We start from the raw sequence: 22031 nt of genomic DNA on the forward strand, positions 1-22031 counted from the left end.
GTTGCGTTTATTCTTTGTTGACATTAGTTGCTTTGGCGCAACAGGTGTTTGGTACTACTTCATTTCAGCTATCTCGTTGGAGTTGTGATGAGGTTTGATATTGACTACAGTGTAGCATAAAGGAATTTCGGAAGGGTAGCGATCGCTCGTTCTCAGTGGTAAATAAAGATTTTTAACCGCAGAGGCGCAGAGAACGCAGAGGTAAGATATTCAGGATAGATTTTTTTATGAAATTGGTTTTGAGATGATAGAGCCTGAATTGGACGATTTACCTGTACCCTAAAAATAGGCGATTAGCTACGCGCGATCGCTAACTACGAGACTGTTAAAATAAATCCATAACTACTTGATGCCGTATCCATTCTATGACCATAGCTCAAGAATTAGATTCTCAACAAGGCATCTGCCAAGATGTTATATTTCCCCCTGGTGATTTATATAGTGATGAGCCTCCCTTGGAAAGCGAACTTCATTTACGACAAATAATCCTACTATTAACATGTCTGGAATGGTTGTGGAGAGATAGAAATGATTTTTATGCGGCGGGAAATCTAACTATTTACTACAGTCCGCGCCAACGCAAATCGGAATACTTCCGGGGGCCAGACTTTTTTGTTGTGCTGGGAACTGAACGTAAAACCCGCAAAAGTTGGGTAGTTTGGGAAGAAGATGGTAAATATCCGAATGTAATTCTAGAAATTTTATCTGACTCAACAGCGAATACTGACAAAGATTTAAAGAAAAAAATTTATCAAGATACTTTCCGTACACCCGATTATTTTTGGTTTGACCCTTACACACAAGAATTTGCAGGATTTCATTTAGTAGATGGAGAATATCAACCTCTACAACCAAGTGAAGAAGGATATTTGTGGAGTCATCAGCTAGGGTTATATTTGGGAGTTTATGAAGGTTTATTGCGGTTTTTTACGCGAGATGGGCAACTAGTACCAACACCGGAGGAAACGGCAGAACAAGCTGAACAAAAGGCAGAACAAGCCGAACAAAAGGCTGAACGTTTGGCAGCAAAACTGCGGGAGTTAAATATCGATCCAGATACAATTTAGACCAGAGCTATTTCATTTAGGATAGTGTTGCGCTAAAAATTCTTCAGCCTCAGCCTTATCTTTAATTACTCTATCCAAAGTAGCAGCAAGTATATCATCTAATATTTGTCGATACAGTGGCCCTGGTTTGTAACCAAGTTTCTTTAAATCATTGCCATTTAATAGTGGCTGCACATTTGCCAAAACTGTTAAATATTCCCAAATTTTATGTCTAATATCTCGCGGACTTTGCAAAGCAATTAAAATCAGCATTGGTAAATCATATTGCCGCAACAACTGCACTAGTTGACTGGGGTGTTGAAAAGTGGGTAAAGATTCTATTACTTGACTAAAGCTTTGAACTAAGTTTTTCAACCTAACAATGCTATCGTCTTGTAATTGCAAATTTTGTGCTACTTTCACCCGATATTCAGGTGCTAGGTGGGCGATTAATGCTTCTAGACGCATTTGCCAGTGAATGAGAGTTTGTTCAGCATCAAATCGCCGCAAACAGAGTTCTAACAAACGTAATTGTCGCAAGAGTAAAGCATCTAGTTTGAGGGTAGGATGGATACATTGCAATGCCCCTAAATTATCGAGTAATTGTAAAGCTGATTTCCAGTAGGGCGCTTCTAGGATGTGTTTTAATTCTGTTTTGAGTCTAGTTTGTAGGGCTGGAGTTTTGGTATTCTCTTGGGAAGTGCGATCATAAACACCACTGTTGATGGCATAACGAATAAACTCTTCCGTTTGCGGTTCAATTTCAAATCCGAAGCGCACGGCAAAGCGCACGCCACGATAAATGCGGGTGGGATCTTCGATAAAGCTGTTAGGGTGTAAAACCCGAATTTGTTTAGCTTGTAAATCGAGTAAACCGCCAAAGAAATCGAGTAATTCACCAGAGCGGGGAGAGGTGAGCCGCAAAGCGATCGCATTAATAGTAAAATCCCGACGATACAAGTCTTGACGAATCGAACTCGCCTCAACCTCTGGATTCGCCGCCGGGTAAGGATAAAACTCTGTTCTAGCCGTGGCAATATCTACCCAAAGAGAATCTAATTCTGGGTCTTTGTGCCACAACAAAGCAGCAGTTTGAAAAGCCCCGTGGATTTCTAAACGAGCCGCAGGGTAAAGTTGTTGGAGTGCTTTTGCTAGTTCCACACCAGCGCCAACATCTGCCGATTTGTGAAAGCCATCAACTACTAGGTCAATATCTTTAATCATCAAGCTACCTGCTGTCTCAGCTAACAGCAAATCCCGCACCGCACCCCCGACAAGATAAAGATGCCAACCTCGTTTTTCGGCTTCTTGCGATGCGATGGTGAGTAATTGCCATAACTGAGGAGCAAGTTTATTTTGCAATTGCGGGAGATTAATATTACTTTTCTGTCTCTCCTCCTCTCCCCCTTCTCCGTTTTCATCCCTTTCCTGATGTAATTCCCGCAAGACATCAGTACGAGTGACAAGACCAACTAACTGCTCATTCTCCAATACTGGCAAGCGTCCGATATCATAAGTCACCATCAGCGACTCAATTTGTGGCAGTGTTGTATCTGGTGTAATTGTTTTCAGATTTCTTGTCATATAGCCCTTAACTGGCGAATGACTAAATCCGTGGTGCAGGGCAATATCAAGATCCCGGCGCGAAATAATACCTACTAGTTGCCCTTGAGTATCGACTACAGATAAACCAGAGTGTCCATAGCGCAACAAAATTCGCTGTGCCTCAGCAATTGTGGTTTCAGGTAGAATCGTGCGAACAGGAGAAGACATCAAATCCCTAGCGGTGAGGGGGTGGGGAATTTGTGCTTTTATTCCGTCAAGGAGTTGTTTTAATATTGCTTGTGAATCCACTCCTCTTAGATTTAGCGATGCGGCTTGTGAATGACCGCCGCCGCCCAAGAGTTGGAATAATAGATTAAGATTTGTTTTGGGAATTTGCGATCGCCCAATTATAGTTAAACGTGAATCATTTTCACTCAAAGGATACTGATTAGCCAACAGAATCGCATCAATTTCGGTTAATTCCACGAGTTCTGAAGCCAAACTCGATAGCCCTGGCACAAAACTATCCGTTTGCAGTGTTACCCAAGCTATCGTATATCCACGTAGGCAAATATATTCTAAATTTTCCAACGCCTCAGTTAATAGCTGCTGCAATTGCAAAGATAAGCCAGGGTCACGGTAGGTAGAAATTACCGATAAACTTGCACCTTGTTGCATCAACCAAGCCAAAGCTAAGGCATCCCGTGGTGTGGATTGGTCAAAAGTCAAGGAGCCAGTGTCAACGTGGATACCCAAAGCCATCACAGTCGCTTCGGCAGAAGTCAAGGAAATTTCCTGTTGTTGCAATTGCTCCACAATTAAAGTTGTGGCGGCTCCTACTGAAGAAAGATGCGATCGCGTGGCAGGAATATCTGATTCTTGTCCTAAGTGATGGTCATAAACTATAATTTCCCCAAGATGGGGTAAATCTAACCACTCAGCAGCTTTACCCAAGCGATCGCGCTGTTGCGTATCCACCACAGTCAGAGAACGAATTTTTTCAGGATTCACCGAACGGCGTTCAATTAGCGGATATTCATCCCGATGCAATGCTAAAAAATCCCGCACAGGAGGATGAGAACCGCCAGTCAGCACAATCTTACTTCCCGGTAGTAAGCGCGTTAACCCTACTGCTGCTCCTAGTGCGTCAAAATCTGCGGTTGTGTGGCAAAGAATTAAATCCATAGTTAAGAGTCATTAGTCATCGGTACTTAGACAAAGGACAAATGACTAAAATGTTGCAATTTCTGCTAGCTTAAAAATAATAAGAAAGTGTCAGTGTCGCCCTTTAGGATATTCTATCCTTAGTATTTCGCTGTATTGGGAGAAGCAAAAATGACCATAATATTCCAATTTGCCTTGATAGGTCTAGTCCTATTGTCCTTTGTCCTGGTTGTAGGCGTTCCGGTTGCTTACGCTACTCCCCAAAATTGGGTTGAATCTAAAAAACTACTCTGGGTTGGTTCTGCCGTCTGGATTGCTTTGGTATTTTTAGTTGGTTTGTTAAACTTTTTTGTCGTGTAGACGACGGCTTTGCTCTGGCGCAGGCACATAATATAAGAACTAGAGGGGCAGAAAAGCCAAGGTCAAAGACCAAAGGAGAAAAGAAGAAATTTTTTCCGATTTCCTTTTTTTAACCGTGCTTTCCTGCTCCTCTACATTTAAATAAGAAATGTATATTGGCCAGAACTATAGTTGATTAAGAGGCAGTCATGGCAGTTTTCGAGGGAACTTTTACCCAAACGGAGCCTTTGCGGTTTGCAGTGGTGATTGGTCGATTCAATGACCTTGTTACCGGAAAGCTGCTAGAGGGATGTCAAGATTGCTTGAAACGCCACGGTGTAGATCCTAACCCCCAAGGTAATCAGGTGGACTATGTTTGGGTTCCAGGAAGTTTTGAGGTACCTTTAGTAGCTCGCCAACTAGCACTTTCCCATCGTTATGATGCTGTAATTTGTCTAGGTGCAGTCATTCGTGGGCAAACACCCCATTTTGATTATGTATCCGCCGAAGTTTCTAAAGGTATCGCCGCCGCTAGTTTTCAAACTGGAGTGCCAGTAATTTTTGGCATTTTGACAGTAGATACTATGCAGCAAGCCTTAGAACGGGCAGGTATCAAAGGTAATCATGGCTGGGATTATGCTCTAAACGCCCTAGAAATGGCAAGCCTGATGCGGCAATTGCGTTCTAACCTAGCAGAGCCATATTCTCGTAATAGCCAGTCTTTGCCAGCCTCTTTTCAAAGTGCCAGCATCGGCAATTTAACGGCGGAGTCAGAAGAACTCGGCTAAATGAGTCATTAGTCATTTGTCCTTTGTCATTCACTAATGACCAATGACCAATGACCAATGACAAATTAATAAATAAAGGGGTTGACAATCAGAGATAAATTTGAGATATTGATATATGGCAATTGATTGCGGGTGTAGCTCAGTGGTAGAGCGTCACCTTGCCAAGGTGAATGTCGCGCGTTCGAATCGCGTCACCCGCTTCCAACTAAAACCTCTTGAAGTTAAAAATCTCAAGAGGTTTAGTATTTTTAGGGTGCATTGGATTTTTTGGCGATTCGCGCTGTATTCCTGTGAATCGTTCCGAATTTTGATGAATTTCATAGATAGGTAGAATATAAAGTAATTTAGATATGGTGGAACTGTTTATTTATGGATAGATTTTACCCATCTAGTAAAACTTGTTCAAACTATGGGGGAATTCAAGGGTATTAGTCTCTTAAAACAGGTTTATGTATGTCATAAATGTCAGCAGTGTGCTGACTAACATTTCACACTGAGCGTAGCCGAAGTGTTACATATATCTAAACATTTTGAAACTTATGCACGAATGGCTAATTCGTGTCTCGACATTAAGGGATAACCGCTCCTATGCTCCCTTTGAAATGTCAAATAATATCTAGCTTTGTCTAGATTTTATCTAGTAGAAGAAAAATTTAAATAAGATTGTCAGCTTCGGGGAAAGACTACAAATAAAAACTCCGTACTGATATGAAAATTAGGATACTTAGAGTCTGCTGCATCTACTGTTTGCAATCATGGCGATATTTGTATTGCCAGTACATGTATATAAAGAGAGCAATCTATAGTAGCAGAAGCTTCTATTGCATTTACCAAAGGATTATATTGTCGTAGTTCGTGTAAAACACGCTCAAGTTACTATAACGCTTGTGCAATCTCAAAAACCCGAAAAAATAGATTTCAATGCTGAATACCCCTGTCCCTGTCGTCGCCGGGGTCAGTTAATTCCGATTACGTTGACAGAAGCATTTGGTTGCGATCGCTGTCAGCAAATCTTTGTTGTAGAAGATAATGGTCATGTCCTAGAACAGCTTTCCACCACCTATCCCTACAAACGGGCTTGGCGTTGGGTGGGAAATAGTTGGCACGTTGTCCATCCCCGCTTGGGAGAAAGCTATCTGCCTATAGCACTTGGCATTATTTTCGTGCTAGTGATTATATGGCTGCCATTAGCACTGCGATTAGCAAATGGTTCCAGCATTATTGCTTGGGCAATGGTGGCGGTGCTATTAGCTATTCTGCCAGCATTAATGGTCTGGCTTACCTACAGACGTTAACTCAATGACTGTTGAAGTTTTAGATGACCACCCCGAACCGATTACTAGTGCCCAACGAGCCTATCAAGCTTCCCTAAAGTTGGGGATTACAAAGGGAGCAGACCGCAGTCGTGCAGTATTGGCGATGGCGCAAGCTCTTGAGCGCTCATTTGACGACATTCTAGAAGCCAACACGTTGGATTTAGAAGCCAGTCGAGAAATGGCAGTGCCAGAGTTGATATTGGACTGGCTGAAGCTGACTCCTAAAAGGCTAGAGATGACAGTAGACGTTTTACAACGGTTAGGGGAATTATCAGATCCGCTACGGCGCGTCAGAACGGCTGATTATCAACTGGAAGATTCCCAGAGTTACACCCAGTTAATGCCTTTGGGAGTGATTGGATTTATTTATGAAGCCTTTCCCGATTTAGGGGCGATCGCAGCAGGTTTTTGTATTAAAACTGGCAATAGTATAATTCTCAAAGGCAGTACTGAAGCTAGCCATTCCAACGCCGCCATCGCTGAGGCACTGCAAAATGCGATCGCAGAAGTTGGTCTACCTTCAGGCTGTGTAGAACTGATTACAGCCGAACATGGTGCTTCAATTCGGGATTTAGTCACCCAAGACCAGTACGTGAATCTAGTTATTCCCTACGGACGTTCTAGCTTGGTACAGCAGGTAGTACGACAGTCAACTTGCCCAGTCTTAAAGTCCGCGATGGGTAACTGTTATCTCTACTGGTCACTAAATTCCAGTTTAGAAATGGTACGTTGGATGATTCTTGATAGCCATCAAAGTGAACCAGATCAAGTCAATGCCATTGAAAAGGTACTCATTCATCGTCAAGCCTTGCCATCATCCTTAGCAGTTCTGTGGAACAGCTTGATGGAAAAAGGCTTTGAAATTAGAGGGGATGCAGAACTAGTACAAGCCTTTCCCCAGTTGCAGCTGGTGAAGGAGGGCGAATGGGGAAATCCTTATTTAACAAAGACAGTAGCTTTTAAACTGGTGGATAGCTTAGAGGGTGCGATCGCTTGGATTAATGAACACAGCAGTGGTCATGCTGACTCCATCGTTACTGAATCCTACCAAGAAAGTCGGCAGTTTGCTTTGGGAGTTAACAGTGCCTCTACCTACATCAACACTTCCCCGCGTTTTTCCCGCAACCCCTCGCGTGGAGATTCGGTGTTTCTCGGTATGTCTAACCAAAAAGGTCATCGTCGAGGATTTATCAGCCTAGAAACTTTGACCACTGTTAAGCACATTGTTCAGGGAAATGGCAGGTTTTAAATTAAATGGGGAATGGGGAATGGGGCATGGGGCATGGGGAGATAAGGAGCAGAGAAGAATAATTATTGATAACCAATTCCAATGCCCAATTCCCAATATTAAACTTAACAAAATCTTAATTTCTGCTTGATCCTGGATTGCTAGGTTCCTTGTATTTACATCTGGTAGAGGTGAATATGGAACTTATGGATGGCGGACTGCTAGCAAATCGGTGTAGACGGCGGAGTTTTTTGTTGGGTGCAGGATTGTTAACTGGGTTAACAATTGCTAGCCAGTGGCATCCGGTATTGGCTAGCTCAAGGTTTTCTGATTATCCGTTCAGTCTTGGTGTTGCCTCTGGTGATCCTTTGCCGGATGGTGTTGTTATTTGGACGCGGCTGGCTCCAAATCCACTTTCTGGAGGTAGAATGCCAGTGGTAAATGTGCCAGTGCGGTGGCAAGTTGCCCTTGATGAAAACATGAAACGAGTTGTGCGTCGAGGAACAGTGCTGGCAACACCAGAGTTAGCGCACTCAGTCCACGTTGATGTGCGTGGGCTAGATCCTGACCGTTGGTACTGGTATCAATTTGAAGCTGGTAGAGAAGTGAGCCCCATTGGCCGGACTCGCACAGCACCAGCATTTTATAGCTATACCCAACAACTAAACTTTGCTTTTGTCTCCTGTCAAGACTGGCAAAATGGCTACTACACGGCTTATCGGCATTTGGCTGAGGAAAACCTCGACCTTGTGGTTCATCTAGGTGATTACATCTATGAATATGGGCCACAATCTGGTGGACCACGCCAGCATAACAGTCCAGAAATCATTACTCTTGCAGACTACCGCGATCGCTACGCCCTGTACAGAACAGACCAGAGTCTCCAAGCTGCTCATGCTGCTTTTCCCTGGATTGTCACCTGGGACGATCATGAAGTTGACAATAATTATGCCAATTTAATCCCCGAAGATAACCAAAGCGAAGAGGCTTTTAGGAAACGCCGAGCTAGTGCGTACCAGGCTTACTACGAACACATGCCCCTCCGTCAGTCTTCCTTGCCTAAAGGCCCAGATGCACTGCTTTATCGTCGGTTGACTTTCGGTAATTTAGCTGAGTTCAACGTCCTAGATACCAGGCAGTACCGCACTAACCAACCTTGTAATGATGGACTGAAGCCTCGCTGCCCAGAAACTTTTGATCCAAATGCTACTATGACCGGCTCAGAACAAGAGCAGTGGCTACGAAAAGGGTTAGATCAGTCGCGATCGCGCTGGAATGTGATTGCTCAACAGACCATGCTCGGCCAGTACAATTTTAATAGTAGTCCAGGCCCCGGTGTCTTCAATGTGGATCAGTGGGACGGCTACGTAGCTGCACGTAATCGGCTCTTGAGTTTTCTAAACCAGCGCAAGCCTTCTAATCCAGTGGTGATTACCGGAGACATCCATTCTAGTTGGGTACACGATCTAAAGCTTGATTTTAATAACCCCAATTCAGCCACAGTAGGCACTGAGTTCGTAGGAACCTCAATTACCTCTGACTTTCCCACAGCATTTATCGCTCCAGTTCAAGCTTCACTAAGTAACAATCCCCATACCAAGTTTTTTGATGGTGCTTTTCGGGGATATGTCCGTTGCAACCTTACCCCACAACGCTGGCAAAGTGACTACCGCGTTGTATCAAGCATCGTTGACTTGAATGCCTCTGTCAAAACTCTAGCTTCGTTTACAGTCCAAAACGGACAACCAGGAGCGCAGCTGAGTTAACGTGAGTTCGATCAACCTCTCCTTGACTTTAACTCAAGTTCAAGTCTCTCCCTCTCCGACTCGGAGAGGGAAGATTTTGCATAGTAAAACTAGGGAGAGGTCTTTGTAGTCTGAAATATGACTTTAGATTATTTAAGCCAGAAGCGATCGCTTATTAAGCGTTACAGCAAATCAATCCTTCTAAAAAGTTATTTGGCAATTTCTTTGCAATACTTAACTAACTTCTAATTAAAAAAAGTGAATATAGATTAACAATGATAACTAACATCATATTTTATTAAGTTGATCGGGCTAAATTGAGAGTATGCTTAATAATTGAAGTCTAGTTGAGAATTTTATTAACTAAGTTGCGAACAAACTTAAATATTTGTTGAGTATTTTGTATTTGACCATTTTTTTAGTATTAAATACTCAAAAACAAAGTTTCTTCGTGCCAACTTACTAACTAGATTATCAAGCAAGGCGGTCAAAATACGACCTAAGCCAAATACTAACAGCGAAAACAAAAGTAAACTTAAAAACAATTACGTAAGATGATAAACAAAATTTTGCTGACTGTATCGGGATTGGGACACGCAGAAGAAATGCTCAAAACCCTGAGAGAAATCCCTTCAATTGAATCTGCGAAAGTTACAATTTTGCATGTTGTTCAGGCACAAAATACTGCTGCTACCATGACCACTAAATGGGAAAATGGTGGTAAAATTCTGGCTAATGCCATTCAAACTTTGAACTTAGATCCTAGCCAGGTTTCTTCAATTTTGCGCGAAGGCGATCCCAAAGATGTAGTTTGCCAAGTAGCTGATGAAATAGATGCTGACTTGATTGTTATGGGTTCACGCGGACTTAAGCGACTACAATCTATTTTATCTAACTCAGTTAGTCAGTATGTTTTCCAGCTATCTTCTCGCCCCATGTTGCTGGTAAAAGATGACATTTATGTGAAAAAAATTAAGCGCATTATGGTGGCAATAGACAACTCTGATTCTGCAAAAAACTGCTTGAAATTGGCACTATTTTTACTGCGAGATATTCAGGGAGGCCAGTTAATTTTGGCAAATATTAGTACAGATTTAGGTGGTAAAAAATCGGAAATAACCGAGGTTAACTCAGATAAAAATCCAGTTTTAGCAGCCGCAGTTGCAGAAGCTCAAAAACAAGGTATCCAATCTCGTGCTTATATCAGCAGTGGCAAACCTGGTGAAGAAATTTGTCGCTTGGCAGAAGAGTTGAATATAGACTTATTATTGCTCGGTTCTCCAGATCGTCGTCCATCCATCGCTAAGAGTTTTGTTGATATAGATCGACTCATCGGATCTTCCTTGTCTGACTATGTTCGAGTCAATGCCACTTGTCCGGTATTATTGGCGCGGACGATCGCTTAAGTCAAGAATGCTGAGTATAAAAATTGTTGTAATAGGATAGTAAAGAAGTAAGATTTGTCTTGTCTTTACTACTCAACACAGGCTAAACGCCGCGCAATCCATATACAGCAATCAATTAGTGGTTGATAAATAAAAACCCCTACACAACTAGTGCAGGGGTTATTTATTTTATACACAAATTCTTAACTATCTTTTCCACCTTGGCGGCTAGCAGTTTGGATGTACAGAATTAGTAAAAACACAGTGGGAACTAATACGAACAAAATGCTCGCTACGAACCCCAGGTCATTAACTTGCATGGCAAGAAAGCCTCTCTTAGTTTTCCAGTCAACAACATTAGGATACCATTATCAATGACAGAGTTAGCCCAAATTTTTTACTTTCTCAAATGCTAACTACGAATGCTCCCAAAAAATTTAAGGCTTTGTGACTACGCTGACTGAGCCATTCACTAAAGTTTGACACGCAAGGCGGTAATTTTCTGGCTTTTTCTTGAATTTCCGGTTTTCTACTTCTGTGCGAGGGGAAAGATTTTCTAGTCCTTCGACTATTTCAACAATGCAAGTACCACATTGACCATTACCGCCACAATTGGTCATCTTGCCAATGAATGTATATATATCAATGTCATTTTGCATGGCTTTGAGTCGGAGATTGGCACCATCTGCCGCTACTACTTCTTTATTCTCTTTAACGAATTTGATATTACCCATAACTGATTCCTCCTTGACTCTAAGCTTGGCTTTCAAGGCTTCATATTGACATGGCTTGATTCACATCTTATTTATTATATTAAAACATTACAAAATGTTAATAAATGTTAACTTTAGAAAACATAGTGCCACAAAAAAATAGAACAGGTATATTACCTGTCCTACTCAATTGAGAAATAGATTAACTTACCTAAATCCCACGGCTGCTTGCCAAACGAAAGCAAGCAACAAGAAGAATACAGGGATGACTGGGAGAACGTCTACCAAAGGATCGAAGATTTGGTAAGCTTCAGGCAGTTTTGCTAATAAAAGTGCTGCTTCCATGTTTGTTTAAATCCACCTATCCAACACAGCTTTCATAATTGAGAAATATCTTAACATGGTTTGGTCATTGGTCATTTGTCATTGGTCATTAATATCTTATTCTTCGACTTCCCACTCTTCATCTCCACTTTCTTCGTTGAGCCAGTGGCCAAATTCTGTGGTGAAGCGATCGCTTAATATTGCTTCTCTAATATGCTGGGTAAAGCGAATTAGCTCGGTAATGTTGTGAATGCTCAACAACGTATAAGCTAAAATTTCCTGCGATCGCACCAGATGAGATACATAAGCACGGCTAAAATTTTGACATGTGTAGCAGGGACAAGTTTCATCTAATGGCGTAAAATCTTCACGAAACTTAGCATTTTTTAAATTCCAGCGTCCGCCCTGAACTATTGCCGTTCCATGTCTCGCCCAGCGAGTGGGAATTACGCAATCAAATAAATCTATCCCAGATGCGATCGCGATCGCCATTTCCCGATAAGTACCCACACCCATCAAATAACGAGGCTTTTCGGGCGGTAGAAGTGGTGCTGTCACTTTTACAATCTGAGCCATCAATTCTGGCGGTTCTCCCACACTCACGCCACCAATGGCATATCCAGGCAAATCTAACTTAGCCAAAGCTTCTGCCGCACGACAACGCAAATCCAAATACACGCCTCCCTGCACAATCCCAAACAAAGCCTGCTCACTACGTTGATGAGCCGTTATGCAGCGTTCTAACCAGCGATAAGTTCGTTCAGTAGCAGTTTCAACCTCTTGCCGAGTCGCTGGGTAAGGCGGACACTCATCAAAGGCCATGATCACATCTGCCCCTAAAGTATTTTGAATCTCAATGGAGCGTTCTGGTGTCAAGTTAATAATTCGTCCATCGTGGGGTGAGCGGAAAGTTACACCTTCTTCAGTAATTTTTCGCATCTCACTTAAACTGAACACCTGAAACCCACCAGAATCTGTAAGCATTGGGCCGTTCCAACCCATAAACTTGTGTAATCCTCCACCCCCAGCCACGATCGCTTCCCCTGGTTGTAGGTGAAGATGATAAGTATTGGATAAAACCATTTGCGCCCCAGTATCTCGTAGCTGGGCTGGGGTGATAGTTTTGACATTTGCCAGCGTACCCACTGGCATAAATCTGGGGGTTTCTACAATCCCGTGAGGAGTAAAAAACACTCCGGCTCTAGCTTTTGTCTGACTACAGCAAGCAAGACATTCAAAGGAAAAATTCGCACTCATGCCATTTTAGATTTTTGAAGATGCGCCTATTAAGACTTATGCAAAACTATACGATGTAGGGGCAATTCATTAATTGCCCCTACATCAATAAAGCGCAGCCTTACATCAAATTGGTATAGTAGTCGCTATTTTAAAAAGAATCAGAACAGTCATCGTCAATTTCTGCATCCCATCTGGCTGAGAGAACTTGCTCCATCATCGCTTCTATAGCGCTGACATTGAAGGTTCGCTCTCGTCGCTCTTGTATGGGGGTTGAGCGGGGAATCAACCGCAGACACACTCCGTCTTGCATCAAATCGAAGTAAGTTTCTTGTTGCGATGACTGTTTGAGTTCCAAGTAATCAAAACTACAAACATTCAAATATAGCGCATGATTAGCCACTAAGGTAGACCTTTGTGGATTAGCAAAAACTTCCATCACATCCCCTTCACCCTCGCTCAGTACCTTATCTTCTTGGGTGTAGATGTAGTGGACTCGACCTAAATCTGCCAGCAATCGCCGGATGTCGAGCTTATTCACAATGATGCCCGTGTTAATAATGCACGGAGCTGGTATCCTGGTGTCGGGTAGATGGTGACTCATAGGAAAATAGCGATTGAGCTAAGGAGAGCAACAACAGAGCTAGACAGTCATAATTGAATAGCTTGTTTACTCCCTACATTTAAAAAAATATCAATTTTGTGGGGCAATCGTCTAACAATTTGGAGGAAGTTTTTAGTTAACGAATACAAAACACAAATTTTGATTCCTGATGGAATTTTAATTTCCTGAACCATTTAATTTTTGTATAAACAACTACCCAAAAAGTTTTATTAATTACTTAGAACAGCATAACAAAATTTTCAGTGATAATCTCTAACAGAAGTAAATCTTATCTAAAGCTTTAAAGTGTACTGATGTTCAATTGTAGTCAAATTATGATGATTATCCAGCAATTAGCCAAATATTAATGTAACTACGATGACGAAACAGCAACAGTGGTGGAAAAAGCTGCTGTCAAAGCTGGCAGCTGGTATCATATTTTATACAAGTATTCCATTACCGTATTTGAACGGATTAGATTTTCAGGGAGTGGCACGTCTTGCTTCGCTTGTAGGGTTAATAATTGGGGGGATTTTAGGGTTACTGGATACGGGGATGGATTATTTGGGTATGCCAGTGTTAACTCGTAGTGCTTTGGTAGTAAGTATTTGGATTGCCATAACTGGAGGACTGCACTTAGATGGGGCAATGGATACTGCCGATGGTTTAGCAGTAGGCGACCCAGATCGGCGGCTGGAGGTGATGGCAGATAGTGCTACAGGTGCATTTGGAGCAATGACCGCGATCGCCTTGGTGCTACTCAAAATCACAGCCTTAACAGATATGCCAGAAAACCGTTGTTTGTTACTGATGGCGGCTTGTGGCTGGGGACGTTGGGGACAACAAGTAGCGATCGCACGGTATCCTTATTTAAAACCAACTGGCAAAGGTGCATTTCACAAACAAGCCATTCGTTCTTACAAAGATTTGTTACCAGGATTGTTATTGCTGTTGGGTTTGAGTGGTTTACTTGTGCTGATAGATAAACAGCAATTATTTCTTGCACTGGCAATGATAGTTGCTGGAAGTGCGATCGCCACTTTAACCGGCGCATGGTTCAACCACAAATTAGGCGGACACACCGGAGACACCTACGGCGCAGTCGTCGAGTGGACTGAAGCCTTATTTCTCTGCGTATTGACCATTTTTTAAGATGTGGGGACAAGGGGACAAGAGGTGAGAACTTGAAATAAGTCTTTCCCCTTGTCCCCAATTCTCCTTGTCCCCAAGTCCTCTTCCCAATTCCCAATTATTTAATCGGTTGCAACTTTGTCACCTTGAGTTTAAAAGCCCCAACCCCAGTTTCTCCAAAAGATCGGACACGAATCACATAATTCCCCGTCTCTACGATGCGGGTAAATAGTAGGGAATTGCTACTACCATCGGGGCCATCATCATTTTCTGCCAGAGTCGATCCATCAGGTGCTAGCAGTGTAATGATGCTGTCAAAATTTTCAGATGACAGATCAACTGCTAAATTATCGCCCTTTTGTAACTTCACAGTATAATCACGAGCAAACCCACCTTGACCTGTGGGAATGTCTTTATCTGAGAGGCTATCGGAAAGTTCAGTACTGTTAGATAAAGGAATTGGACTATACAACTTATTTTGAGCAAAAGCTGCGCTTGTACTTACACCTATTGCCAGCAATGTGGCAGGAATAATTATGAGTTGTTTTAAACCCGCCGCAAAAACTTTATTCATACATTTCAAGCAATTTTTTCCACAAAAATAGAGTAATTCGGTCGATTTATGCGCTTATCTGTTCAATTTAGCTCATTAATTTTGGAATTTATCCGTCTTTAACGGCAGTGGCTACTGCTACTAATCCTAAGACCACTATTCCATACTGACGAAGAGTTTGCACAGCAGACCTGGCAGTAGCACCAGTAGTATAAATGTCGTCCACTAACAGCACAGGAACATTTGGGGGGCGATCGCGAAATTCTTGTCCGACAGCAAAAGCTTGAGCCAAGTTTTTTTCTCGCTTAGATACCGATAAACCAAATTGCGCTTCAGTTTCTCGGACTCTGGCTAAACCGTTTAGTTTCAATTTTAATCCAGTTATTTCGCAGAAGCTTTGTGCTATTAGTGCAGCTTGATTGTATTTACGTTGCTTTTGCTTGCTAGGGTGCAGGGGAATGGGAACCACCACAGGCTGGCTATCTCGCTTAGGTGAATTTAACAACCATGCTTCTCCTAACCATTGACCCAAAGGACGAGCTATTTGGGGTTGATTTTCGTATTTCATCACAGCGATCGCTCGTTTCACTGGGCCACCATACTCTCCCCAGCCAAACACTGGTATTGGCCCTTTCCATAGAGACATTGGGTCTTTACGTTGACATTTTTGAAGTTGTCTGGTGCAGTTGTGACAAAATTCTTGGGAAGTTGCGCGTTGGCATAGTGGACAATGGGATTGGAGAAAAAGATTAAGTAAGCCCGTGAGATTTTTAATCCAAGTGTGCATTTAGAATTGTCCTTTGGCATTAGTCACTTGTCCTTTGTCACTTGTCCTTTGTTCTTAGCTAATGACCAATGACCCATGACCAATGACTAATGACCAATGACTAATGACTTAAAATACACGCGATCGCAGCGTGTTGTTTCTACTCCCGTTGATGGAGTGTAGCCGTTGCTTTCATACAGCTTGACTGCTTCCACCAAAACACTGGCGGTTTCAATCCAAATTTGCCCAAAACCACGCTCTGCGATCGCTGCTTCTAGCTGTTGTAACAAATATTTTCCTAATCCCAAACCCCTAATGCTGGGCAAAAGATACATTTTGCGGATTTCTACAGCTTTTTCACCTCGGTGTATGGGGTAGTATGCCCCAGTTCCTACTAACTGGCTTTGGTGTTCAATTACCCAAAACTCCCCCCCAGTAGCTAAATAATATTCCTCTACTCGCAATACATCTCGGTCAGCGCCGTTGGGTTCCCAACCCAGACCGTATTCTGATAATACATAACTGATGACTTCGGCGGCTCTAGTGCGATCGCTGGCGACCCAATCACGAATTATAAAATCTTGATAATAGTTTTTCATTACCATTTGCTGGTCAAGTTTACACAGAAAATTTTCTGGTTCTATATCCCAATTTACTCAGCAAATAGCAATTCTTGCATGGTCAGTTTCAGGTGGTACTCTCAAGATGTCAATAAAGAGGCAAGGGGAGAGGAATTATCTTCCCCTCCCCAAGTCTATTTAGCAAGGATAATCCAGCGATATAGTAGTAATGCTTGCGGCGGGCTACGCCTACGCTGACATTGATCTTAGTCTCTATAACCTCTATAACCTGTCCAAGGGCCCCAGATAGCTAAAGTAATACCAGGGCTTTGAATGTTAACGAACAAAGTATCACCATCGGGTGAGAAGCAGGCTCCAGCAAACTCACCAGTTTGGAGGGCGTTACGTGCAAATTTGTAGATTTCACCACTGGGAGTAATACCTATCAAGAAATTGTCACCGCTTCCGTCCTCACAGAGGATAAGATCGCCAAAAGGTGCTACGACTAGGTTATCGGGCATATCGAGTTCATCTTTAGATTGAGACTCGACAAACAGTTCAATTGTCTCTTCACCCGGAATGTAGCGCCATACCTGACCACCCCCTACAGGGCCACCACTTGTAGCAGTGAAGTAAAATTCACCTTTGCTCTTCTTGTCATCCTTGCCGTTTTTGTCTTTCTTGCCCTTGTTGTCATCGTACCAAATGCCTTCCCCACGGTTAAACCGGGCTGCACCTAAGCTACGACCTTGGACTCTGACATTATCTACAGTAGTAGGGTTTGGCTCAGGAATAGTCACCCAATCTACATCCCATTTCTGTCCTACTACGAAACCGGTAGTGGTGTTAACCTCTGGTCTATCCTTGATCCTCAGAGCTTGGAGAGTGCCTCCTGCTTTTAAATTGCCATACTGTTTCGGGATAAAACGATAGAAGAGGCTACTTCCACTATCTTCAGTCTGATAAACAATTCCAGTTTTGGGATCTACAGCTACAGCCTCATGATTAAACCGTCCCATTTCAACTAGAGGTACTGGTTCAACAGGAGAGGTGGCCTTAGCTGGAACCTCAAAGTTATAACCATGTGGCTTAGTGACTCCATTCGTCGCAGTTGGTATGGTTACATCTTCTTCGCAGCTAATCCATGAGCCCCAAGGAGTTAGACCACCTGCACAGTTACGAATGGTTCCACCAAGAGAACTGAACTCTTTGATCAGTTTGCGATCGCGCCCAACAATTAGAGTTGTAGTGCCACCTCTGCAAATAGGATCGTAGGGATTGGGCACTTGTACTTTTGTACCAGAAGTATTGCTAAGTTCGTGATTGCGAACCAGGATTATTGTGTTTCTGGGCCCAGGAAAGGCTGCCATTCCATCATGATTACTAGGCTCTAAACTCCCATCGCTCATGAGAGTGCCTGTGCGAGATATAACTTGATACCGAAATCCACTTGGTAAATCTAACAAGCCATTGGGATCTGGTAAAAGTGGCCCATATCCTATGCCATATCTTGATCCATAGGCTTGTTGGGCAAGAAGACCCTTCATAGGAGACACCATCAAAGTGCCAACAGCAGTAGTGCCTGCTATTGCAAAAAATTTACGTCTTGAAAATGTCATGAGGATGGTTTGGTTACTTACATAATGCTGAAGAAAAAGTATTTTATTTTGATTAAGTTTGGGTTATGCCTTATTTAATTTAGGGTTAGTTAATAAAATATGAATATATACAAATTTGTCTTTTCTTTTAGCAAATTTATGTATGTAATACCAATTTAATGTGAAGCTGCACATATCTTGATCCCCCTAAATCCCCCTTAAAAAGGGGGACTTTGATAGATGTTTTTCCGGTTCCCCCCTTTATTAAGGGGAGCCAGCGCGGTCTTCTCCCAAGGGGAGACGCTAAAAGCGATGGGGTCTCCCCTGCCGCAGGATGCGCGAAGCGCTGTAGTGGAGCGACTGGCGTGGGCGAGGGGGGATCGAATTCTATGCAGCTTAATAAAAAATTGGTATAAGCTTCATCTATGTTCAAATCTAGAGTTTTTTAAAAGATATATTTATGTAGGTTGGGTGGAGTGAAACGCAACCCAACATTACCAGCTTATTTATGTTGGGTTACGCTATCGCTGCACCCAACCTACAAAACTAGTACAAAACTACGGTTCTCAAAGTAGACAAGGTTTAGGACTCACATTTGATTTTTCAAAAAACTCCGTACAGCTCAAAAAGCCTTTTTTATTACCGCCAAACTGCGCGAACAAAAATCAAAGCGGATTCCTATATGAAGTTTATAAATAGAGTCTTCAAAAAAAAGCCAGCATTTATATAGACAGTGAACCTGAATAGTCGAAGCTAGCATGATTAGAACTGTAATTAAATATTATTCTAACTTTAACGATCAAGGAATTTGAAAGGCTAGAAATACCTAAAACTTGTAGGGGACGGATTGAGAATATGTCCCCTAGTTACAGTGCAATACGTTTACTGTTAGAGCTAAATTTGTAGTTTAGATATGGGATAGTTTTTGACAGCGAATTTTTAACTGACAATTCCTAGATTGCTGTAAATTTCGATGAGATTGCCATCAGGATCGCGAAAATGAGCGGTGCGAATTCCCCAGTCTGGGCGATCTTGCGGTTCAGTCACAACGATCGAATTCTGATTTTTTACTTGGTTATAAACCTCATCCACGTTATCGACTGCGAAAACCAAGACTATTTTATCTCGATTGACAATGTATGAAGGCTGTTCAATTCTTGGAACTACTTCAGCCATTAATTCTTTTTTGAACAAACCCAACTTGAGATATCCGGTATTCAACTCAGCATATCCGCTCTCTTCATCGCCCCAATCGACATCAAATTTCAGCAGATCCCGGTAGAACAGAAAAGAATCTTTGTAGTTGGAGACAAGTAGTCTCAGGTGTGTTAGCTGAAGCTTCATATCTGTTGCCTTAGTCTACTAACTGTGAATTCTAGGTTCTGGGTGCAAAGTCGCCAGCAACTCGCTTTCGACAATTGCTAATTCATCAAGCCGTTGCATGACAATTTCTCTGTCGAAATAAGTAGCAGCTAAAACCCAATATATACCGTAGTGACGCGCTTCGGATGCCATTAGGCCACGATAAAATTTTGCTAACTCTGGCTCTGGACAGTGAGCAGCTAATAGTCCCAGACGTTCGTGAGAACGAGCTTCAATTAAACCAGTGACTAGTAAGGAATCCAGAAATCGCTCAGGTTCTTTGGGGCGAACTTGAGCTTTTAAACCTGCACCGTAGGGAGGCGGTGGTAAGGGAGCTAAGGGAATATTCCGGCGTTCTAACCATTGGTTAACTAGCTCAAAGTGTTCTAGTTCCTCGCGGGCGATCGCAGTCAGTTCCCGCACCATTTTAGTATTGGAAGGGTAGCGAAACATCATATTTAAAGCCACACCTGCTGCTTTGCGTTCACAGTGAGAGTGGTCGAGTAAGATGATGTCTAGGTTAGCGATCGCTTGTTCAACCCAAGCAGAGCTAGTGGGCTGTTTTAGGACGTTGATAGTCGGTAACTGAGTAAGCACAGAGTCAATCAATTTTGGATTTTGGATTTTTCCATAGTTTAAACTAGTAGACCACCAAAGAAACTTTGCGGGGTTTATCGTCAGAAAATCAAGTTCTTTTCTCCCCCTGCCCCCTGCTTTTTCATTCCTGTTGCCGCCGTTCCTCCATATCTTGACTAGAAATCATACTATGGACTCTCTCTACATCTGCCATCATTAAAACTGCTCCCTGTATATCCATGCCAAGCAACGGGGTGATTGCCAGGTAACATTTTATTTGCCTACCTCGACGATTAGTAGCATCAAGGATCATTTCTTGAAATTGTTTTTTACCAGATAGAGAATCGCGGAGTGGCGATCGCAACTGCTCAACAGGTAGCCCAATATCTAGGCTGAAGATAGACTTTCCTAAAACTTCATCAGTTCGCAGTCCCCATAAATCCTCTACCATGTAATTCCAAATTGAGATATTAAAGCTGCCGTCAATTACCACTATTCCAGTTTGCAGACTTCTGAGAATAGATACCAAAAAAATATTTGTGTGATTAAGTTCTGTGGTGCGTTCGCTCAGTTCGTTATTAATTGTCTGTAATTCTTCATTAGTAGATTGAAGTTCTTCATTCATCGTCTCCAATTCTTCATTGGTGGATTGGAGTTCTTCGTTGGTAGTTTCTAATTCTTCATTGGTAGATTGGAGTTCTTCGTTAGTAGTTTCTAATTCTTCATTGGTAGATTGGAGTTCTTCGTTGGTAGTTTCTAATTCCTGTTGCGAGCGTTGCAAGGCATCTTGGAGTTTAATATAACGAGTGACATCATGAAAGGAAATGCTAACACCTAAAAAACTGGTGTCTGTTTCTTGCAAAGGCGTAATTCGCACATCTAGATATTGGGTTTCTGTGTTAGACAAATAGCGCTCTACATTTGTCAGGCTGACAGGGCGGCGTTCAGTATAAGCCCGTTCAATTAGCGATCGCAATTCAATCGGTCGATAGGAAAGTTCTAGATCCTGGAAAGGACGAGCTAAATCTTTGGGGGAAAGGGCAAACAAAGTCCGTGCCTGCTCATTCACCATTACCAGAGAGCCAGTGATATCAATGACTACTTGCGCGATTGGTGATGTGTCGAAACCCATGTCTCGCAGCCGCAAATGTCGAGACACACGGCTGCTAGATTCGTCATCTACTGAATTTGCCATAACTAGGAGGCGATCGCGTATATTAACCGACGATACCTTACTAAATATCCGGTTTTTTAAGTCTATTGGAGTAAAGAGACTAGAATGCATCAATAGCATCTCTGCTTTCCCCAAAAATAGATAACCAGTATCATTAAGTGCAAAATGAAACCGCGCCAGAATTCGCCCTTGAGTCTCAGAATTAAAGTACATTAATGTATTGCGACTAACCAGCAAATCTAAGCGCGAAATGGGCGCATCTTGAAGCAGATCGTGACGGCCAAAAATCACTGAGCGGCGCAAGTCTTGGCGAAAAACATAGCGATTACCGACAATCTCAAAGTATTTTTGCCGGAGTTCATCTGATACCGCCTGAACATCTTTTGCTGAATACGTAGCTTGACGAGCTTGGTTGAGAGCCTCTTCATCTACATCTGTGGCATAGATTTTCACTCGTTGGCGAAATTCCTCTGCTCCCAATATTTCAGCCATCAACATTGCTAAGGTATAAGCTTCTTCCCCAGAAGCACAACCAGCACTCCAGATGCGGATTTGGTCAGAAGTATTTTTATTCCTAATCAGATTAGGCAGTATTTCTTCTGCTAGGTATTCCCAAGCTGGTAAATCTCGAAAAAAAGCGGTGACGTTAATTAAGATAGTGTTAAAAAGATAATTGAATTCTTCTGGATAAACTTCTAGGTAGTCTAAATACTCTTCAAAGTTTTCTATGTTCAATGACTGCATCCGCTTGCGGACTCGGCGCATCAAAGTCGAGCGTTTATAGCCTGTAAAATCAAATCCCCGGCTTTGTCTGAGATAAATCAGTAGATTTTCAAATTTGGGATCTCTGTCTGCGGAAGTCATAGGTTAGGGAGGGG

Annotated in this window: 21 protein-coding genes and 1 tRNA gene; 9 read left to right on the plus strand and 13 right to left on the minus strand. The window is 42.5% G+C overall.

The features are described 5' to 3' along the window. The first annotated feature begins 365 nt into the window (after positions 1 to 365). Entirely contained in the window at positions 366 to 1067 is a 702-nt protein-coding gene (locus GJB62_RS03975; RefSeq protein WP_114083573.1) for a Uma2 family endonuclease, read from the plus strand. Positions 1068 to 1079: 12 nt separating this feature from the next. Here GJB62_RS03975 and GJB62_RS03980 read toward each other — a convergent pair whose 3' ends face one another. Continuing rightward, positions 1080 to 3776, minus strand: coding sequence for a CBS domain-containing protein (locus GJB62_RS03980; protein ID WP_114083572.1), 2697 nt, complete (start codon positions 3774 to 3776; stop codon positions 1080 to 1082). A gap of 150 nt (positions 3777 to 3926) precedes the next feature. Here GJB62_RS03980 and psbZ point away from each other — a divergent pair, with 150 nt between their 5' ends. The 7 genes from psbZ to GJB62_RS04015 all read left to right on the plus strand — a co-directional run bounded on the left by psbZ (position 3927) and on the right by GJB62_RS04015 (position 10577). Beyond that, positions 3927 to 4115: a photosystem II reaction center protein PsbZ gene (gene psbZ, locus GJB62_RS03985; protein ID WP_012407095.1), complete on the plus strand. Its 189-nt coding sequence runs from the start codon at positions 3927 to 3929 to the stop codon at positions 4113 to 4115. Between the two features lie 188 nt (positions 4116 to 4303). Continuing rightward, positions 4304 to 4882, plus strand: a complete 579-nt coding sequence (gene ribH, locus GJB62_RS03990; protein WP_094346524.1) for a 6,7-dimethyl-8-ribityllumazine synthase — start codon at positions 4304 to 4306, stop codon at positions 4880 to 4882. 128 nt (positions 4883 to 5010) lie between these two features. Beyond that, positions 5011 to 5082, plus strand: a tRNA-Gly gene (locus GJB62_RS03995). 687 nt (positions 5083 to 5769) lie between these two features. Next, the gene (locus GJB62_RS04000) at positions 5770 to 6177 is read left to right on the plus strand and encodes a hypothetical protein (RefSeq protein WP_114083723.1); all 408 of its coding nucleotides are present in this window, start codon (positions 5770 to 5772) and stop codon (positions 6175 to 6177) included. A gap of 4 nt (positions 6178 to 6181) precedes the next feature. Next, a complete protein-coding gene (locus GJB62_RS04005) occupies positions 6182 to 7447 on the plus strand; it encodes a glutamate-5-semialdehyde dehydrogenase (protein ID WP_114083571.1) in 1266 nt (421 codons plus the stop codon). Between the two features lie 176 nt (positions 7448 to 7623). Beyond that, the gene (locus tag GJB62_RS04010; RefSeq protein WP_114083570.1) at positions 7624 to 9192 is read left to right on the plus strand and encodes an alkaline phosphatase; all 1569 of its coding nucleotides are present in this window, start codon (positions 7624 to 7626) and stop codon (positions 9190 to 9192) included. 533 nt (positions 9193 to 9725) lie between these two features. Further along, a complete protein-coding gene (locus GJB62_RS04015; RefSeq protein ID WP_114083569.1) occupies positions 9726 to 10577 on the plus strand; it encodes a universal stress protein in 852 nt (283 codons plus the stop codon). A 182-nt stretch (positions 10578 to 10759) separates the two neighbouring features. Here GJB62_RS04015 and psbM read toward each other — a convergent pair whose 3' ends face one another. The 5 genes from psbM to GJB62_RS04040 all read right to left on the minus strand — a co-directional run bounded on the left by psbM (position 10760) and on the right by GJB62_RS04040 (position 13433). Further along, positions 10760 to 10876 (minus strand): photosystem II reaction center protein PsbM, encoded by a 117-nt coding sequence (gene psbM, locus GJB62_RS04020; protein ID WP_012407089.1) that lies wholly within the window; start codon positions 10874 to 10876, stop codon positions 10760 to 10762. Positions 10877 to 10993: 117 nt separating this feature from the next. Then, positions 10994 to 11290, minus strand: coding sequence for a 2Fe-2S iron-sulfur cluster-binding protein (locus GJB62_RS04025; protein ID WP_114083568.1), 297 nt, complete (start codon positions 11288 to 11290; stop codon positions 10994 to 10996). Positions 11291 to 11476: 186 nt separating this feature from the next. Beyond that, entirely contained in the window at positions 11477 to 11614 is a 138-nt protein-coding gene (locus tag GJB62_RS04030) for a photosystem II reaction center protein K (RefSeq protein ID WP_006195022.1), read from the minus strand. Between the two features lie 96 nt (positions 11615 to 11710). Then, a complete protein-coding gene (gene tgt, locus GJB62_RS04035; RefSeq protein WP_114083567.1) occupies positions 11711 to 12850 on the minus strand; it encodes a tRNA guanosine(34) transglycosylase Tgt in 1140 nt (379 codons plus the stop codon). Positions 12851 to 12980: 130 nt separating this feature from the next. Beyond that, positions 12981 to 13433: a hypothetical protein gene (locus GJB62_RS04040; RefSeq protein ID WP_114083566.1), complete on the minus strand. Its 453-nt coding sequence runs from the start codon at positions 13431 to 13433 to the stop codon at positions 12981 to 12983. 378 nt (positions 13434 to 13811) lie between these two features. On the opposite strand from GJB62_RS04040, the gene cobS reads away from it, so the two are divergent. After that, on the plus strand, positions 13812 to 14585 hold the full coding sequence (gene cobS, locus GJB62_RS04045) for an adenosylcobinamide-GDP ribazoletransferase (RefSeq protein WP_114083565.1): 774 nt from the start codon (positions 13812 to 13814) through the stop codon (positions 14583 to 14585). 97 nt (positions 14586 to 14682) lie between these two features. On the opposite strand, the gene GJB62_RS04050 is transcribed toward cobS, so the two are convergent. The 7 genes from GJB62_RS04050 to GJB62_RS04080 all read right to left on the minus strand — a co-directional run bounded on the left by GJB62_RS04050 (position 14683) and on the right by GJB62_RS04080 (position 22017). Further along, complete coding sequence (locus tag GJB62_RS04050) at positions 14683 to 15138, minus strand: PPC domain-containing protein (protein ID WP_012407084.1); 456 nt, start codon at positions 15136 to 15138, stop codon at positions 14683 to 14685. Positions 15139 to 15226: 88 nt separating this feature from the next. After that, positions 15227 to 15904 (minus strand): ComF family protein, encoded by a 678-nt coding sequence (locus GJB62_RS04055; RefSeq protein ID WP_114083564.1) that lies wholly within the window; start codon positions 15902 to 15904, stop codon positions 15227 to 15229. Positions 15905 to 15990: 86 nt separating this feature from the next. Beyond that, on the minus strand, positions 15991 to 16482 hold the full coding sequence (locus GJB62_RS04060; protein WP_114083563.1) for a GNAT family N-acetyltransferase: 492 nt from the start codon (positions 16480 to 16482) through the stop codon (positions 15991 to 15993). Positions 16483 to 16709: 227 nt separating this feature from the next. Continuing rightward, complete coding sequence (locus tag GJB62_RS04065; protein WP_114083562.1) at positions 16710 to 18062, minus strand: alkaline phosphatase PhoX; 1353 nt, start codon at positions 18060 to 18062, stop codon at positions 16710 to 16712. Between the two features lie 918 nt (positions 18063 to 18980). After that, positions 18981 to 19385: a VOC family protein gene (locus tag GJB62_RS04070; protein ID WP_114083560.1), complete on the minus strand. Its 405-nt coding sequence runs from the start codon at positions 19383 to 19385 to the stop codon at positions 18981 to 18983. An 18-nt stretch (positions 19386 to 19403) separates the two neighbouring features. Then, positions 19404 to 20000, minus strand: a complete 597-nt coding sequence (gene miaE, locus GJB62_RS04075) for a tRNA isopentenyl-2-thiomethyl-A-37 hydroxylase MiaE (RefSeq protein ID WP_114083559.1) — start codon at positions 19998 to 20000, stop codon at positions 19404 to 19406. A 121-nt stretch (positions 20001 to 20121) separates the two neighbouring features. Next, positions 20122 to 22017, minus strand: a complete 1896-nt coding sequence (locus GJB62_RS04080) for a CheR family methyltransferase (protein ID WP_114083558.1) — start codon at positions 22015 to 22017, stop codon at positions 20122 to 20124. Positions 22018 to 22031 lie beyond the last annotated feature (14 nt).

Origin of the sequence: Nostoc sp. ATCC 53789 (genome assembly GCF_009873495.1) — a bacterium.
Lineage (GTDB): Bacteria > Cyanobacteriota > Cyanobacteriia > Cyanobacteriales > Nostocaceae > Nostoc > Nostoc muscorum_A.